A 16428-nucleotide genomic window follows, 5' to 3' on the forward strand; every position below is an offset into this window, starting at 1 on the left:
TTATCTATTTTTTAAGTGTGGTGAAAATAGTCCATTCCTCAACGATTCGTTCGCTTAAGCCAACCACGGTTGCGGTTACTCTGCGGTTCAAAGCGTGTGATGTTGCATCGTCACCGTCACTTTCTAAACTATCTTCACCGTAACCTACGACTCTAACTCGGCTTGGATCTATGCCGTTAGATAGCAACTCATCTTCGACATTGTGAGCGCGTTTCTTTGACAGCTCTAGGTTGTATTCGCTAGAGCCAACTTTACTTGCGTATCCTTGAATCTCGATGGACGCACTTTGGTAGGTTTCCAAAAACTCAACCATGGTGGCTATCTGGTCAGAGAAAATCGGGTTCACTTCGTAAGAATCGTTAGCAAATAGTATATTGAGCTGTCTAACTTCTTCCGAAAGTATGATCTCCCCACAACCTTCGTTGTCGACTAACGACGCTGGAGGTGTTGCAGTGCAGGCGTCTCTCGCATTGACGACACCGTCTTTGTCATCGTCTTGTAGATCGGATATTTGCTCGGCTTCGGGTGTCTCAATATATTCCTCCTCTTGTTGGCTAGAACAAGCGAGTAGTGACATTGTTAGTGCAGGAAGCAGTAAGTAGGTTGTCTTCATGATCAATACTCCACGGCCGTTGTCCACTCATCTGGAATGTCAACCAGCAGAGCGTTCAATAAAGAACCTGTCGCGTTCATTACTCGATACTTAGCATATTGCTCTGCGTAATGAGCATCTAGGTAATCTTTTCGAGCTTCAAACAATTCATTCTCAGTGTTTAGCAAGTCAAGAAGAGTACGTTTACCTATCCGGTACTGTTTGCCATAAGCGACAACCGTTTCTGATGCAGAGTCCACATGGTCAGATAAGAAGTTCTTTTGTTGCAGTGTTAAATCTAATGCACTCCACGATAGACGCAGCCCTTCTTCTACTTGTCGATAAGCTCTGTCTCTCAAATCTTTGGCTTTATTCAATTGATAGGCGGCGGCTTCCGAGTTCGCGCTGTCTGTGCCACCGTTGTACAGGTTGTATCGCATTCTAAGCATCGCCAATGTTTCTTGGCTAGAACCTTCGTCACCGCCAGCGTCATCCCGCCACGATTGTGATGCTTCAATGGAGAATGTTGGGTAATTCACGCCTTTTGATTGTTTATATTGGAAGTGTGCTGAATCGACATCCGCGTTGGCGACTTTTATGACGGGATGTTGGTCGAGTGCATCAACCAGTGCATCCGACAGTGACAGTGGGATCATTGAAATATCGGCTCTCGGATAGACTAAGCCGAGTGGTTCTTGCCCCACGATTCTTCTAAATTGGGTATGTGTATCTATTAGGTTGTTTTGTGCAGCGAGTAGGTTACCGTGAGCTTTTGCGATCCTTGCTTCTACTTGTGATACGTCTGCTGTAGAGCCTATACCAGAGCTTGCTCGCTTTTTGATGTCTTTGTAAATTTTCTTGTGTATAGCAAGGTTACTCTCTGACAAAGCTAATACCTCAGTCGCTTTTACCGCGTCTAAGTAAATCTGTGTAACTTCAAGCGCTTTGTCTTCAGCATCCGCTAATAGCTGTAACCGGACCGATTCGGCTTCTGCAGCAGTACGATCCATATCGTAGAGCGTCGCAGAACCATCCCACAATAATTGGGTGAGGGAAATCGTTGCTTCTTTTCTAGTGAGGTCGGTATCTGGGCCATTGTTTGGTGCAGGGTTTATGCCCTCGTAACCAATTCCGGCATCTAGATCGATACTTGGTCGGTAAGCACCCCCAGAGGCATCGTTCCGCTTTCTGACGCTCTCAAACTCGTTAAAGATACTTTTTATCTCGGGGTTGGTTGCCAAAGTGATAGCGACAGCCTGTTCCAAGGTTTGAGCGGCGAGCGGTGTGGTGATGACTAAGCAATACATCATGGATAATTTGAACAATCTCAAACTAGCTCTCCTTCTACTCTAATTGCCTCCTCTTTTTCTCAACCAATGTTCCCCGTTGAATTGAGAGAAGTGTACTAATCGAAGCTTAGGACATCTGTAAAAAAATGCGAAGTTTGAAGCCTTATTTTTTGCTTGTAAGTTGCTATTGCTGTTGAACAATTTGATATTAGCTCCAATTGTCAGCTGTTAGTGAATTAATTGTCAATAGTGGCACTGCTAAATTTATGGAGTGGAGCAACCACATCTCTGGGTGGGCTTTGGCGCGTTTGTGGTTGGTTTTGGGCTGAAGTAGGAAGTGAGTTATGGGTAGTGTGAACCTTAATATCCTAGGCCTTGCTAGCGCCGGTATTGTGCTTGATGCTCAGGGTAGGTTGCGTCAGTTAGCACCGGGCGAACAACCAGCTTCGAATGATGTCGTGATTAGTTTTGCCGAGAACGAAGAGAGAGTGCCAAGTGTTTCGGCACGATTCGTTGATAGCCAAGGGCAACAAAGTGACTTGGAGATTGATAACGCAATAGCACAAGTCGAACGTGCCATTGAAGGTGGTTTTGATCCAACTGAGTTAGAAGATTAGCTAGACCGAGAATCGAGGTTAATAATAAAGCCCCAATCTTTACCCAACAGCTCATCAAGTTGAGCCTGCTAATACGATTCCACAAGGTGAGCTCTTTATTGCTCCCAGTGGTAGTTAGATTTACAGAGTTATATGATTACTTGGGGAAGAGAGGGTCAGCGCTCGATAACAGGATCAATGTGGTTCATGAGTTCGCTGTAGATGAGGACTTGCTTGAGTCTAGTTACATTTTAGACGCGACGGGTAGTGACTCTCTAAATGATCTAATTCCTGAAATTGTTGTGGAGATTTAGTGTCGAAGGATCGCCAATCACAGGCAAAAAAAGCCCAAACCAACGTGGTTTGGGCGGATACAAGTATAGGAGTTAATAAGGAAAATGCAGTAATTAAGAAAGCAGGGAAAACAACAAGTTTGACGGCCTGTTAAACTTCTAAATACTCTGTTTTCTACGTAATTTATGACTCTCCATTTCTGAATCAGTTCCCAGAAAATTCATTAAATTTTACTTTTTTCTTAAATCTCCCGCGATTCAATCGGTTAGTGACGATATTTTTTTACTGGTACGACCAATTTGTGAAAATGTGATGTTGCTTGCTTGTTAAATAAATGTTCTCGTCGTATATTTCAAACAGTTGTTTAATACGAGTGATTGAAATGGCACCAAGAAGTACAACCAAAGACAAAATCTTAGACGTAGCTGAAGGCTTGTTTGCTGAGCATGGTTTTAATGACACCTCTTTACGCACCATTACGGGCAAAGCGAATGTCAATCTAGCTTCAGTGAACTACCACTTTGGCGACAAGAAAACTCTGGTTCGTGCAGTACTCAATCGCTACTTGGAAGCATTTATGCCTGCACTGCAAGATGCACTAGTGAACTTAAACTTGAACGAAACGTATTCTATGAGTGACGTGTTTGAGTCTCTAAGGCAGCCACTACGAGCACTGAATGATGTAAGGCCAAATGGTACCAGCAGATTTATGTTACTTATCGGCAGAGGCTACACGGACGTACAGGGGCATTTGCGTTGGTTCATTACAACTCGTTATAGCGAAGTGCTGACTTTGTTTACTGGCTCAGTAATGAAAGCTAACCCGAACCTCACTAAAGAACAGTTATTTTGGCGTTTGCACTTCACCCTCGGGACTTGTGTATTCACCATGGCTTCAAGTCAGGCTCTCGTAGAAATTGCAGAGAATGATTACGGAAAGAAAATAGATGCCAAAGCAGTGGTCGATATTTTAATTCCATACTTGGCCGCTGGCATGTCAGCAGAAGAATAAAACAATAAAAAGCGAATAAATTCACAACCAATATAGTGAACAAAAGGATCTGAACTATGAGCTCTCTAAGACAAAAATGGGTAAGTGACCCAGCTTTTAAACTCTTTAAAAAAGTACTACCACCACTATCTAGCACTGAGAAAGAAGCGATGGAAGCGGGTAGCGTGTGGTGGGACGGAGAGCTGTTCTCTGGTAAACCAGATTTCACTAAGCTGCACCAATATCCAAAGCCTCAACTTTCGTCAGAAGAGCAGTCTTTTATGGACAATGAGCTAGAAACCTTGCTTTCTATGCTTGATGACCATCAGATTGTGAAAGAAGATCGAGATCTTCCGAAGGAAGTTTGGAACTTCTTACGAAAAGAACGCTTCTTCTCGTTGATTATTTCTAAAGAGTACGGTGGTCGTGAATTTTCGGCACACGCAAACTCAACGATTGTTACTAAGATCGCAACTCGCAGTATTAGTGCCGCAGTTTCTGTAATGGTTCCTAACTCACTGGGTCCAGGTGAGCTGCTATCTCACTATGGCACTCAAGAACAGAAAGATTACTGGCTGCCACGTCTTGCTGACGGTACAGATATCCCATGTTTCGCGCTAACTGGCCCTGAAGCGGGTTCTGATGCAGGCGGTATCCCTGATGTTGGCACCGTATGTATGGGTACGCACCAAGGTAAAGAGACACTGGGTATCAAGCTTAACTGGAACAAGCGTTACATCACGCTAGCACCAGTAGCAACAGTGCTTGGCCTTGCATTCAAACTGCACGATCCAGAAAAACTGTTGGGTGATAAAGAAGATATCGGCATCACGTGTGCGCTTATTCCAGCAGACCATGAAGGCGTTGTTATTGGTGAACGTCATGACCCACTAGGTCTTGCATTCATGAACGGTCCAACACGTGGTCATGATGTATTCATTCCAATGGAATGGTTAATCGGTGGCGCGGATTACGCAGGTAAAGGCTGGCGTATGCTAGTAGAATGTCTATCTGCGGGTCGTGGTATCTCATTGCCAGCACTAGGCACGGCAATGGGCCACCTAACGGCAAGAACAACAGGTGCATACGCATACGTTCGTAAGCAGTTTGGTATGTCGATTGGTAAGTTTGAGGGCGTTGCAGAGAGCTTAGGTCGTATCGGTGGTTTAACGTATCTACTAGAAGCGACAAGAACTTTGACGACGACATCGCTTGATATGAAAGAGAAGCCGGGCATCATAACGGCTATTGCGAAATACCACATGACAGAAATGGCACGTACAATTCTGAATGATTCAATGGATATTCACTCTGGTCGTGCAATTCAAGATGGTCCAATGAACTACTTGGCAGCACCTTACCTAGGCATCCCAGTTGCAATCACGGTAGAAGGCGCAAACATCCTGACTCGTAACCTGATGATTTTCGGTCAAGGTGCGACACGTTGTCACCCTTACGTATTGAGCGAGATGGAAGCGGCAGCTAACCCTGATGAGAAGCAAGGTGCGAAAGACTTCGATGACTTGTTGTTCAAGCATATTGGTCACGCAACTAAGAACACGTTTGGCGCGTTCGGTGCAGCATTGACCGGCTCTAAGTTCATTAAAGCGGACATGAGCGGCCCAACGAGGCCTTACTACCAAGACTTAACTCGTCTGAGCCGTGCATTAGCGGTAAGTGCAGACTTCGCGATGCTAACTCTCGGTGGTGAACTGAAACGTAAAGAGCTTATCTCTGCACGTTTGGGTGATGGTCTGAGTTACCTATACATGGCTTCAGCTGCGCTTAAGAAGTATGAAGACGAAGGTCGTCAACAAGCAGACCTAGACTACGTACACTATGCGGTTAAGCACTGTTTCCACCATGCTGCAAAAGCACTACAAGAGGCGTACCGGAACTTCCCGAATAAGGTCGTTGGTAAGGTACTTAAAGGTCTAGTATTCCCTGTGGGCAACCACTTCGAGAAACCAAGTGATGATCTAACTGTTCAGTTGGCTGAAAGCTTGATGACTCCGGGTGCACACCGTGAACGCCTTACTCACCTTTGCTACATCGGTCAGGAAGAGGACGATAGTGTTGGTTTGATGGAAAACGCGTTCAATGCGATGTACAGCATTAAACCACTTGAGCGTAAGGTCTTCAAAGCGGTTAAAGAGGGCAAAGTTGCACGTAAAGGTCTACTGCAAGACAAACTTGCTCAAGCACTTGCGGCAGATGTACTGACTCAAGATGAAGTTGACCAAATAGTTGCGGCAGACAAACTACGCTACGCTGCCATCCAAGTTGACCACTTCAGTCACGATTACAGTGAAACTTTGACGCGAAAAGAGTTAAAACCTAAGCTAAATAGCGTTGCTTAGATTAAGAAATGATAAAAGGCACCTTAAAAGGTGCCTTTTTTTGTTTTTGTCGTAGAAGTCGCAATAGACGCGTTAACAAATGGTGACTTAGTCAGCAAATATTCACTGAGTGCTCCAACCACTTGCATTTTCACCACATTTTTACAGAAATTAGATGCCATTTGCGTACGAAACTTTTATCCTTAACCTGATTTTTTAAGGAAGTTGAATATGATCATCAAACCTCGAATTCGCGGATTCATCTGTACTACAACACATCCAGTCGGTTGTGAAGCTAATGTAAAAGAACAAATTGCTTACACAAAAGCTCAAGGCCCAATCACAAACGCACCTAAACGTGTACTAGTTGTTGGCTCTTCAAGTGGCTACGGCTTGTCTTCACGTATTGCGGCTGCATTTGGTGGCGGCGCTTCAACTATCGGTGTTTTCTTTGAGAAAGCCGGTACTGAGAAAAAGCCAGGCACAGCTGGTTACTACAACTCAGCAGCGTTCGACAAGTTTGCTAAAGAAGAAGGCCTATATTCAAAAAGCCTGAATGGCGATGCTTTCTCTAACGAAGCTAAACAGAAAACGATTGACCTGATCAAAGAAGATCTAGGCCAGATCGATATGGTTGTATACTCACTGGCGTCTCCAGTGCGTAAAATGCCAGAGACTGGCGAAGTCATCCGTTCATCTCTAAAGCCTATCGGTGAAACGTACACGTCGACTGCGGTTGATACAAACAAAGACACAATCATTGAAGCAAGCGTAGATCCTGCAACTGAAGAAGAGATCAAAGACACTGTTACTGTAATGGGCGGTGAAGATTGGGAACTTTGGATCAATGCTCTTTCTGAAGCTGGTGTTCTAGCTGACGGTTGTAAGACGGTTGCTTACAGCTACATCGGTACTGAACTAACGTGGCCAATCTACTGGGATGGCGCGCTAGGTAAAGCTAAGATGGATCTAGACCGTGCAGCGGCAGCGCTAAACGAGAAACTAGGCCAAACTGGCGGCACTGCAAACGTTGCTGTTCTTAAGTCTGTTGTGACTCAAGCAAGCTCTGCAATTCCTGTTATGCCTCTTTACATCGCTATGGTGTTCAAGAAGATGCGTGAAGAAGGTATTCACGAAGGTTGTATGGAACAGATCTTCCGTATGTTCAGCCAACGTTTATACAAAGAAGACGGCAGCGCTCCAGAAGTTGATGACGTAAACCGTCTGCGTCTGGATGACCTAGAACTGCGTGACGACATCCAAGAGCACTGTCGTAACCTGTGGCCTCAAATCACAACTGAAAACCTAAAAGAACTGACTGACTACGTTGAGTACAAAGAAGAGTTCTTGAAACTATTCGGTTTCGGTGTTGAAGGTGTTGATTACGAAGCTGACGTTAATCCAGCTGTTGAATTTGATGTAGCTGACATCTAAATTCATCGAATCTAGACAAATAGGCGCTCATTGAGCGCCTATTTTTTTGTCTCAAAAGCAGATACGAGTGAAGAGGTTCGAGATACAAAGTGAGTTTAGAGCAGGAGCGGGGAAGGAGGCTGAACTGCTTAAAACAGACCATAAAAATGCACTAACCCAAACATGAATTAGTGCATTAGAAATGAATCAATTAGCGATGTGTGGCTAGCTGATAATGATGATGAAGGTACCGGCTAAGGTCATCAAGATGTTTGCTATTGCATAGGTGCCTGCATAACCCAGAGCTGGGATTGTTGAGCGAGCGTGGTCATTTACGATGTCCATCGCAGGGGCGCAGGTTCGTGCTCCGATGATCGCACCAAACAGTAGTGCGCGGTTCATTTTAAGTACGTAAGCTCCCACTAAATAAGCGAAGAATACAGGGATTACGCTGACTATCAGAGCAATACCAATAACCTGGGGACCAACTTGAGTTAAGTGCTCAAATATCTTACCACCGGCGCTTAAACCGATACCTACCATAAAGAACATCAAACCGAGGTCTTTGACCATGTTCAGTGCCCCTTGAGGTACATAACCAAAAGTAGGGTGGTTTGCACGTAGGAAACCTAGCATGATACCTGATAGCAGTAGACCAACCGCGTTACCTAAACCAAATGAAACTTGGCCAAATGTCATGGTGATCAAACCAAATAGAATGCCCAAGATGAAGAAGCTACAGAAAGCCATTAGATCTGCCATTTGGCTGTGGATCGAGATGAAACCAATTTTCTCTGCTAGGCCGTGAACGCGACTCTTCTCACCACTCACTTGTAGAACATCACCTTTAGCAAGCACGATGTTTAAGTCCATAGGCATTTCAATCTGAGCTCGCACTACGCGGTTAAGGAAACAGCCATATTCAGATAGGTTTAAATCTGAAAGACGTTTACCTGCAATGCTATCGCTCTTAACGACGATTTCTTCTTCAACAATACGTAAGTCCAAAAGGTTGCGGTCGAAAACCTCTTTCCCGTTACGAAAGCTTGGGTCCAGACGAGCGTGACTATCTGGGAAACCAACCAATGCGATCTCATCGCCTTCTTGCAGGATGGCATCCCCATCTGGGTGGGCAAGAATGCCATTACGGCGAATACGTTCGATATAACAACCCGTTTGGCGGTAGATACCTAGTTCACGTAAGTTTTTGCCGTCTGTCCAAGAGATCAGCTCTTGGCCAACACGATAAGCACGAATGATTGGCAGATAAACCTTGCGCTGTCCTGATGCACCTAAGCCACGTTCCTGAGCAATTTGTTCGGCTGAGTCGTGTAGGTTCACTTTTTGAAGCTTTGGAATCAGACGGGCAAACATAATCATACTGATAAGGCCAACTAGATAAGCCATCGCGTAACCGACCGATAGGTTTTCGATAATCAGGCTTAAATCCATGTTCCTTGGCACTTCAGCAAGCCCTGAGTTGAGTGCGTCCTGCGCACCTACCAAGATTGGTGTTGCGGTCAGTGCGCCAGCCATCATACCGGCAGAAAGTCCGAAACCAAGGCCTAAGTACTCGCTACAGAAGTAAGTCAGCGCAATAGCGGTAGAGAGCACCACTAAACTTAAAATCAGGTAGTGTTTGCCATCTCGGAAAAATATACCAAAGAAGTTCGGTCCTGCTTCAATACCGACACAGTAGATGAATAGCATAAAGCCAATGGTTAGGGCGTCTGCGTTAAATGAGAAACCAAGGTGGCCCATCACAAGGGAAGTAATCAGAACGCCGATTGAATTACCAAGTTGCAGGCTACCGAAACGAATTTTACCAATGGCCAAACCAATCGATAAAACAACAAAGATGAGGAGAATGGGGTTTTGTTCTAGCAGAAAAACAACGTCGATATTCACAGTGGTCGCTCAATAATAGGCGTGAAAAACAGGGTCAGTTTGAAATGTGGATTGTATCTAAATATAAATAAATTATAAGTGATATTTTCCCTTTTTACTTGATTTTGACCAGATTCTTATATCGTATGAAAACTGGCTATAAAAAAAGCCCGCTTTAATAAGCGGGCTTAATAGAAATCTTACAGTCTGACACTAAAGCTTAGCTGATTAAGGGCTTAGCCCAAGGTTCGAACTCTAGATTAGTCGAAAAGACCTAGGTTTTCTTTTGCGTATGCTTCAAATTCTGTGCAGCCGCCGATGTGATCTTGGTCGATGAAGATTTGTGGCACAGTTTCAACTGGCTTACCAACCGTCTTCTCTAGGTCTGCTTTGCTGATGCCTTCAGCGTGGATGTCAACATAGCGGTAGTTGAAGTCATCGCGTTTTGCTTTAAGAGTTTCAGCATGCTCTTTTGCACGAACACAGAATGGGCAAGCAGGGCGACCAAAAATAACTACAAACATTTCATTTCTCCTAAATACGGGATGAGGATCGTTAACCTAAAATACGTCAACTATTCTTAATTGAACAAGACTCAAAAATTCTTGAATCCAACTATGCCCTAATGCTTTAGGGAAATAAAGATGGAATTACCTCTTAATACAATAGGCTTTGCCTATCAGAGCAAATAATGTTCACAAAAGCGATCCGCTCGAATTTTTGATGAGTATCAAGGTCGAGTACCCATATTATCAGAATGTGAATTACCCCTAAGAAAGCGACTTTTATGCACTTTTAGTGTAACAAGTTGCACTTCGTCAAAAAAATTGTCTTTAGAACGAGGCATCTTATAACTGATTGACGAAAATTAAACGATGAAGGTTAGAACGTTCATGCGCAATCAGCGAAGTATTGTCTTTAGGCGTGTTGGCTGGCAACAAGAGCCGTTTTCTTGATGAGTCTTTTTTAAAACAGGCACAAGGTATAAAAGCAACATTCCAACAACCAAGAGTTCGCAGTTTTGTTTGGTCATAGGCGCAGGAGGCACCATGTTTCAATTTATGACATCTACAAAGATTATCTTTGGTGGTGGAGCACTCCCCGCTTCATTGTCTCTCTTCAACCAATATGGTTATAGCGTGTTATTAGTGACCGGGAATACACTCCAGCGCACTTCAATTGTCACTGATTACCTAGATGCGCAAAGCATGCGCTACCAACACATCGCGGTTTCTGGTGAGCCTAATATTAAAATGGTCGAAGAGGCTGCGATATCAGCTCGACGGTTTAAGCCCGATATGGTTATCGCTATGGGAGGTGGCAGTGCGATAGACATGGGCAAAGCGTTAGCTGCCGTGTTACCTAATCAAGGCAACCTCTATGACTACGTTGAAGTGGTTGGGCGCAATGTCCCTCTAAAAGCTAAACCATTGCCATTTATTGCTATTCCCACAACCGCGAGTACCGGCGCTGAGGTGACTAAGAATGCGGTACTCAAATCAGGGCAAGACCAAGTGAAGATCAGCTTACGAAGCCCTGACATGCTTGCTGATGTGGCGATTGTCGATCCGACTTTGACTCATGGTACCAATCTGTATTTGTCGGGCAGGGGCGCGATGGACGCTTTCACTCACTTGATGGAGGCCTATGTATGCGGTGATCCAAACCCATTGACGGATATGATTTGCGAAGAAGGGTTACGTAAGCTGAGTGGCTCAGTAGTAAAAGCGTGTGTTTATGATGAGCCTCAAGCACGCTCAGATCTGGCGTTTGCTTCCATGCTTGGTGGTATGGCTATTACCAATGCCAAGCTGGGTGCTGCACACGGATTGGCTTCTGCATTGGGTGGTAAGATTTCAGCTCCACACAGTGTGATTACTGCTCGATTAGCGCCATTTGTGATGCTAGAGAATATTGAGGTTGCAAGAGAGCAGCAGCGAAGCGACATTTTAGAGCGCTACCAAAGGATTGCTCAAATTGTGACGGGTAAAGCGCAAGCATCCGCAGAAGATGCAATTTCTTGGTTATCAGAAGTGCTCGATACGCTTAAGCTACCAAGCCTACTAGATTTTGGTGTTTGTGAAGCGCAATTCGAAGAGGTATCGGCTGATGCACTTAAGTCAGTTGCTATTAAAGGTAATCCATTGCCATTGAATCAAGAGCGTTTGATACATATCCTGCAGCAGGTTTGTGATAAGTGTCATTGTGGTGAAGCCCAGGGTGAAGTTACGTTTAGTCATAACGATGACGAGTCTCAAAAAGCGGAGTCAGGTTTCACGATCATCAACTCTTATGCCTCAGAGAATAGTGTGGTGGAGAAGGGGAACAGCTGGACCATTTAATAGTATTGGTTAATGTGCATGACACTATTAAAGACGCAGATAAATAAAAGCGGAGCACTAGGCTCCGTTTTTTAATTCATATCTTTGGGGTTAGAACTGAGAGTATTTCTCGTAGCGTGAATCACGAAGTGACTCTTTGACACGCTTAAGATTTTCTCTGAAACCTGAGCCACGACGCAGTGTAAAGCCAGTTGCTAATACATCGATAACCGTCATCTGAACAACACGGCTTGCCATTGGCATGTAAACGTCAGTGTCTTCTGGCACATCCAATGAGATAGACAGCGAGCTTGCCTTATCAAGTGGAGAGTCTTTCGCTGTGATAGCGATAACCGTTGCACCGTTTTCACGAGCTAGGTTGGCAATCTCAACTTGGCTCTTTGTACGACCTGTGTGAGAGATCAATACGATAACGTCGTTGTCACTGCAGTTAATGCAGCTCATTCTTTGCATCACGATGTCTTCAAAACACGTGATTGGGATATTAAAACGAATAAACTTGTTTTGAGCGTCTTTTGCTACGGCAGAAGAAGCACCTAGCCCAAAGAATGAAATGCGTTTTGCCTGAGTGAGCAAGTCAACCGCACGGTTTACTTGCATCGCATCTAGACTGTTTTTTGCAACGTCTAGGCATGCCATTGTTGATTCGAAGATTTTGTGCGTGTAAGCATCAGGGCCATCATCTTCTTCGACATTGCGGTTCACATAAGGTGTACCATTCGCCAAGCTTTGAGCAAGGTGAAGTTTAAAGTCAGGGAAGCCCTTTGTGTCTAAACGACGACAGAAGCGATTAACTGTAGGCTCACTTACGTCAGCCATTTTAGCTAAGGTAGCAATGCTAGAATGGATTGCAGTTTGAGGGGAAGCCATAATTACTTCGGCTACCTTACGCTCAGACTTGCTGAAATTTTCCAGGTTTTTTTGTATTTTTTCTAATGTATTCATAGTGTTCACAAGGGTATAGAGAACAACTTGCCAGTTAATATCTTATTACCAGGGGGTATGGCTGAAACAAATATCAGCAAGCACAATACCAACGTTTATTGGATGTTGTAATTACTGTTGTATCAAATAGATATCAAGCTAACTAGCACCATAGAGTCAGTATAAACCTAACATACTATTCACTAATACAAAAACACGGGATGAATGCTTAAGAATATGACAAGCCTCAACAAAATTTTAGAAAACTACAGAACTGGAAGAGGCTTTGAGCAAAAAGAATGCGAATTCAGTACGAACTGACAGCAAAGTTACATCAAAAAGAAAGAAATTTTCAATTTGATGCAACTAAAATTGAATGGCTATGCGTTGATTTGCGTAACTAACTGAGTGATTTTACCCATTAAGTTTGGCGCTAGTTTTGAAATCTCACGCTGCTCTTCAAGTACCGAAGAAAGAATTTCATTGCCCGTTAGCGGGTTAGCCAATACTACGCGGAAAACGATGATGGGTTGGTGAGCCCACGCTTCAGGGTTTAGTTGAGTACGAGAGACAAATGACTTTCCGGTTTCGCGCTGTTTCTTCTGGATAAACTTGGTAAGTTCGTTCAGAAGTTCGTTCAACTCTACACGCTGATTAGGAGCGGCTTTAAGTAGGGCTGCTTTTACCTTCTCAGGAACGTAGCGGTATGTCAGTAGACAAAGTTCTGGTTCAGAGACTAACTCGAAATCATCTTGTTCTTTAATCAGGTCTGCAAAGTAACGTGCTTTGTTGATGCTTTGATCGATCAGCAGTTCATAGCCTGGACGACTGATGATGTGCATTGCAGCATAAACCAGCATCGCCATACCTGAGCGAGAGCCTTCCAACGTATGGCTACCTAAGTCTTTAGAGCCCTTTCGTAGGATATATTGAGCGTGGTGCTCAATCGCAGTCATCGCGTCTGGTTTCTTAAACAGAACCATGCCTGCACCCATAGGGATGTAAAGCTGCTTGTGAGCATCGATGGTGACAGAGTCAGCTAGTTCAATACCATCAAGTAGGTGGCGATGATTGTTGGACATCAAAGTCGCGCCGCCCCAAGCTGCATCGACGTGGAAGTGGCAGTCAGACTCGGCACATACCTCTGCAATATCTCTTAGTGGGTCGATATTACCGGTTTCAGTTGTACCTGCGACACCGATAACGGCGAAAGGCTTAATCTTGTTCTGCTTGAGCTGCTCGATCTTCAGTCGTAGGTCTTCAGTACAAATACGGTTATCGTTATCCGTTTTAACTGATACAAGACCTTCCTGACCAATACCCAGCACGTCAGCCGCTTTTTTAAGGGAGTAGTGACCACGTTCAGAGACTAAGATGGCTAGGCCTTCGTAGTCGTAGTGTCTCATGGCTTTGAATAAACCTTCTTTCTCGACACCTTTGAATGAGCCCTGTGCTTTTAGTGCATTGTTACGTGCGACCCAAAGCGCAGTAATGTTTGCGATTGTACCACCAGAACAAAACGCCCCTAATGAGTGATTGGCACTGTGCATCCAACGAGAATAGAACGCGTCATCATCTTGATAGATCAAGCGATGAAGCATACCTAGAACTTGACGTTCTAGGGGGGTGAAAGCTTTGGAAGTCTCGATCTTTACTAGGTTCTGATTGAGCGCGATCATGATTTTTGAAAGCGGCATTAAAAAGTAAGGCAGGGCAGACGTCATGTGACCAATGAAGCTTGGCGATGAAGTATGAACCGAGTGCGATACAAGAGAATCGAGGAGATGCTCAGTATGTTCAGAAACAAACTCAGGTTGCTCTGGGATCTGAGCATTTGAAAAATCTTTCTCAATTTCACGCAGTGGCTTTTCTTCAGCCACGATGTGTTCACGTAAGAATTGATTGAGGTTTCGTGAAAGTTTGTCTTCAATTTGAGTGAGTGTTGAATCTGGGCCTTCGGGTACCGTGAAGATACGTAGAAGACTGTCGAAGCTAACATCTGCTGTTTTTTGTTCCGTAACCATAGCAAGCGAGTTATTTTTTTTAATATTGACGCGAGCGGGACAATCTAAACGAAAACGGGAACAATGTCCCGTCTTAATTATGAAATCCAACTTCTCACAAAAGCTTATTAAATGAGGGGTTACTTACATTTAATCGCTTCAAGTTCAGCGATAGAGCTGTTGTAGCGCTGAAGTGCAGTGTCGATTTTTTTAGGGTGGCTCAGCAGTTCTGCGAATGCCGAACGTAGCTCGTAATTTTGCTCATGAGGCTTTGATTGACGGTCGTCAAACGTCGTTTTAGCGACTTTGCCTAGCTCGTCATCACGTTTTGATAGGGCCTTGATGTCATGCTGTTCAAGTTGCAGCCAGCCTTCAACCGGTTGTTCTGTTGCTACTTTACTTGAGTCATTCACTAGGTAGTAGTGTACCGCAGCACGATTTAATTCGAAGTGGTGCTTACGGCCTTCAAGGAACCATTCACTTACTTCTGTTAGCTCTGGGTATTGCTTTGAGGTGAGTTCAGCAAGATCAGCGTACCAAATTAGAGAGGCGTCGATGTAAGCATCGTATTTTTTCGCTTGGCACTGGTTTGTTTCAGACATTGAATCTGCTGCAAAAGAGAAAGTAGATGTTGAAGCTAGCAGTAATGCGACGCAAAGGCGTTTCATAGCGGATCCTTTTGTAAGTTTATTCTTGTTATTACTTTGTCGTTACAGGTTACCGTGATCATTCTTTGTTGAGCAATGACACTTAGTGTCTTTTTATTTGTGTAACTGTATCGGTGTCTTGAGCAATGGTATTCGAGATGCATTCTAATTTAAATTGATCGCTATTCCTGCGATCTAGTTAGCAAGAGATACAAAGAACAACATCAAAATGGGCACGAGTAGACTCAATATAAATCCACTAACAATCGCGATAGGCACACAGCGAACGCCGCCTGTTGTTTGAATGACAGGCAAAGTGAAGTCCATGGCAGTAGCTCCAGCATAACCAATCGACGTGCATGGATAGCTTCGAATGAGCACTGGAATCAGAACCAACGCGACGAGCTCTCTCAGTAGCTCGAGCATGAATGATGCTCCGCCGTAGACTGGACCAAACGCATCGCCCATTAGGATTCCAGACAAAGAGTACCAGCCAAAACCAGAAGACATGGCTAGCGCTTTAAACAGGGGAATATCCAGCAAGTAAGCAGCGATAACACCACCTAACATAGATGTGATAATTATCGTGACAGCGATAACCATGCCATGCTTGTTGAGCAAGATTTGTCTCAGGGTCAGTCCGCTGTTTCGCAGCTGGATGCCAATGAAGAATAAAAGAACGAACAGAATCCATTCACTCGCTGTATCGACCCAATGAAGGCCGATAGGCAGAACAAGTCCCGCAATAAGGCCTGAGCCGACAACCAAAATGAGTTTGGCAGACTCCATTGCCATCGAAGAAAGGGGCAGCTTCTTTTGACTACTGTCTGTTTTGAGTGGTAATACTTTGTCTATCGCGGGCAGTGCCATCAGGTTACAAACGCTCAAGCAGATGAAGAAAGTGACTGTGTAAAGAAGGATTGTCTGTAGGTTGCTACCAAGATTATCAAGCGCGGCAAGGCTTAATCCCATCAGAGCTAGAATTACATAGATCAAACGCGATGTAGAGCGGTTGATGAATTCTAGCGTTTGGGTGTTTGAAATTGAAAATAGATACCCCACAACAAGTGGAGCAAATATGAAGATCATCCCTGTAAACATGCTTTCCTCT

13 protein-coding genes are annotated in these 16428 nt (G+C 44.3%); 5 read left to right on the forward strand and 8 right to left on the reverse strand.

Annotation, left to right across the window (positions count from 1 at the left end; all coding sequences use genetic code 11):
• Window positions 1-4: 4 nt before the first annotated feature.
• Together A3712_RS04295 and A3712_RS04300 are read right to left on the reverse strand one after the other, a co-directional pair.
• Window positions 5-616 carry an OmpA family protein gene (locus A3712_RS04295; RefSeq protein ID WP_082856176.1) on the reverse strand — a complete coding sequence of 204 codons (612 nt, stop codon included), beginning with the start codon at window positions 614-616 and terminating at the stop codon, window positions 5-7.
• On the reverse strand, window positions 616-1923 hold the full coding sequence (locus A3712_RS04300) for a TolC family outer membrane protein (RefSeq protein ID WP_063522439.1): 1308 nt from the start codon (window positions 1921-1923) through the stop codon (window positions 616-618). Before A3712_RS04300 ends, A3712_RS04295 begins: the two co-directional genes overlap by 1 nt.
• Before the next feature lie 302 nt (window positions 1924-2225).
• Between A3712_RS04300 and A3712_RS04305 the strand changes: the two genes are divergently transcribed.
• The 4 genes from A3712_RS04305 to fabV all read left to right on the forward strand — a co-directional run bounded on the left by A3712_RS04305 (window position 2226) and on the right by fabV (window position 7535).
• Window positions 2226-2498 (forward strand): hypothetical protein, encoded by a 273-nt coding sequence (locus A3712_RS04305; RefSeq protein WP_063522440.1) that lies wholly within the window; start codon window positions 2226-2228, stop codon window positions 2496-2498.
• 655 nt (window positions 2499-3153) lie between these two features.
• On the forward strand, window positions 3154-3783 hold the full coding sequence (locus tag A3712_RS04315) for a TetR/AcrR family transcriptional regulator (protein ID WP_063522442.1): 630 nt from the start codon (window positions 3154-3156) through the stop codon (window positions 3781-3783).
• Window positions 3784-3839: 56 nt separating this feature from the next.
• A complete protein-coding gene (locus A3712_RS04320; protein WP_063522443.1) occupies window positions 3840-6122 on the forward strand; it encodes an acyl-CoA dehydrogenase in 2283 nt (760 codons plus the stop codon).
• A gap of 210 nt (window positions 6123-6332) precedes the next feature.
• On the forward strand, window positions 6333-7535 hold the full coding sequence (gene fabV / locus A3712_RS04325) for an enoyl-ACP reductase FabV (protein WP_063522444.1): 1203 nt from the start codon (window positions 6333-6335) through the stop codon (window positions 7533-7535).
• A 204-nt stretch (window positions 7536-7739) separates the two neighbouring features.
• Here fabV and A3712_RS04330 read toward each other — a convergent pair whose 3' ends face one another.
• The gene (locus A3712_RS04330) at window positions 7740-9422 is read right to left on the reverse strand and encodes an aspartate:alanine antiporter (protein ID WP_004741561.1); all 1683 of its coding nucleotides are present in this window, start codon (window positions 9420-9422) and stop codon (window positions 7740-7742) included.
• 239 nt (window positions 9423-9661) lie between these two features.
• A complete protein-coding gene (locus A3712_RS04335; RefSeq protein WP_004741562.1) occupies window positions 9662-9925 on the reverse strand; it encodes a GrxA family glutaredoxin in 264 nt (87 codons plus the stop codon).
• A 525-nt stretch (window positions 9926-10450) separates the two neighbouring features.
• Between A3712_RS04335 and A3712_RS04340 the strand changes: the two genes are divergently transcribed.
• Complete coding sequence (locus A3712_RS04340) at window positions 10451-11743, forward strand: iron-containing alcohol dehydrogenase (protein WP_063522445.1); 1293 nt, start codon at window positions 10451-10453, stop codon at window positions 11741-11743.
• 90 nt (window positions 11744-11833) lie between these two features.
• Here A3712_RS04340 and A3712_RS04345 read toward each other — a convergent pair whose 3' ends face one another.
• The 4 genes from A3712_RS04345 to A3712_RS04360 all read right to left on the reverse strand — a co-directional run bounded on the left by A3712_RS04345 (window position 11834) and on the right by A3712_RS04360 (window position 16418).
• The gene (locus tag A3712_RS04345; protein WP_004734686.1) at window positions 11834-12688 is read right to left on the reverse strand and encodes a MurR/RpiR family transcriptional regulator; all 855 of its coding nucleotides are present in this window, start codon (window positions 12686-12688) and stop codon (window positions 11834-11836) included.
• A gap of 359 nt (window positions 12689-13047) precedes the next feature.
• The gene (panP, locus tag A3712_RS04350) at window positions 13048-14691 is read right to left on the reverse strand and encodes a pyridoxal-dependent aspartate 1-decarboxylase PanP (protein ID WP_063522446.1); all 1644 of its coding nucleotides are present in this window, start codon (window positions 14689-14691) and stop codon (window positions 13048-13050) included.
• A gap of 119 nt (window positions 14692-14810) precedes the next feature.
• Window positions 14811-15338 (reverse strand): hypothetical protein, encoded by a 528-nt coding sequence (locus tag A3712_RS04355; protein ID WP_063522447.1) that lies wholly within the window; start codon window positions 15336-15338, stop codon window positions 14811-14813.
• Between the two features lie 174 nt (window positions 15339-15512).
• Window positions 15513-16418 carry a lysine exporter LysO family protein gene (locus tag A3712_RS04360; protein WP_063522448.1) on the reverse strand — a complete coding sequence of 302 codons (906 nt, stop codon included), beginning with the start codon at window positions 16416-16418 and terminating at the stop codon, window positions 15513-15515.
• Between the last annotated feature and the right edge of the window lie 10 nt (window positions 16419-16428).

Origin of the sequence: Vibrio sp. HI00D65, from assembly GCF_001635455.1 — a bacterium.
Taxonomy (GTDB): domain Bacteria; phylum Pseudomonadota; class Gammaproteobacteria; order Enterobacterales; family Vibrionaceae; genus Vibrio.

Bases quoted from the DNA above. Each gene is read 5' to 3' on its own strand.
- fabV (WP_063522444.1), top strand. From the start codon at position 6,333: ATGATCATCAAACCTCGAATTCGCGGATTCATCTGTACTACAACACAT.
- A3712_RS04360 (WP_063522448.1), bottom strand. From the start codon at position 16,418: ATGTTTACAGGGATGATCTTCATATTTGCTCCACTTGTTGTGGGGTAT.
- panP (WP_063522446.1), bottom strand. From the start codon at position 14,691: ATGGTTACGGAACAAAAAACAGCAGATGTTAGCTTCGACAGTCTTCTA.
- A3712_RS04335 (WP_004741562.1), bottom strand. From the start codon at position 9,925: ATGTTTGTAGTTATTTTTGGTCGCCCTGCTTGCCCATTCTGTGTTCGT.
- A3712_RS04305 (WP_063522440.1), top strand. From the start codon at position 2,226: ATGGGTAGTGTGAACCTTAATATCCTAGGCCTTGCTAGCGCCGGTATT.
- A3712_RS04355 (WP_063522447.1), bottom strand. From the start codon at position 15,338: ATGAAACGCCTTTGCGTCGCATTACTGCTAGCTTCAACATCTACTTTC.
- A3712_RS04320 (WP_063522443.1), top strand. From the start codon at position 3,840: ATGAGCTCTCTAAGACAAAAATGGGTAAGTGACCCAGCTTTTAAACTC.
- A3712_RS04345 (WP_004734686.1), bottom strand. From the start codon at position 12,688: ATGAATACATTAGAAAAAATACAAAAAAACCTGGAAAATTTCAGCAAG.
- A3712_RS04340 (WP_063522445.1), top strand. From the start codon at position 10,451: ATGTTTCAATTTATGACATCTACAAAGATTATCTTTGGTGGTGGAGCA.
- A3712_RS04315 (WP_063522442.1), top strand. From the start codon at position 3,154: ATGGCACCAAGAAGTACAACCAAAGACAAAATCTTAGACGTAGCTGAA.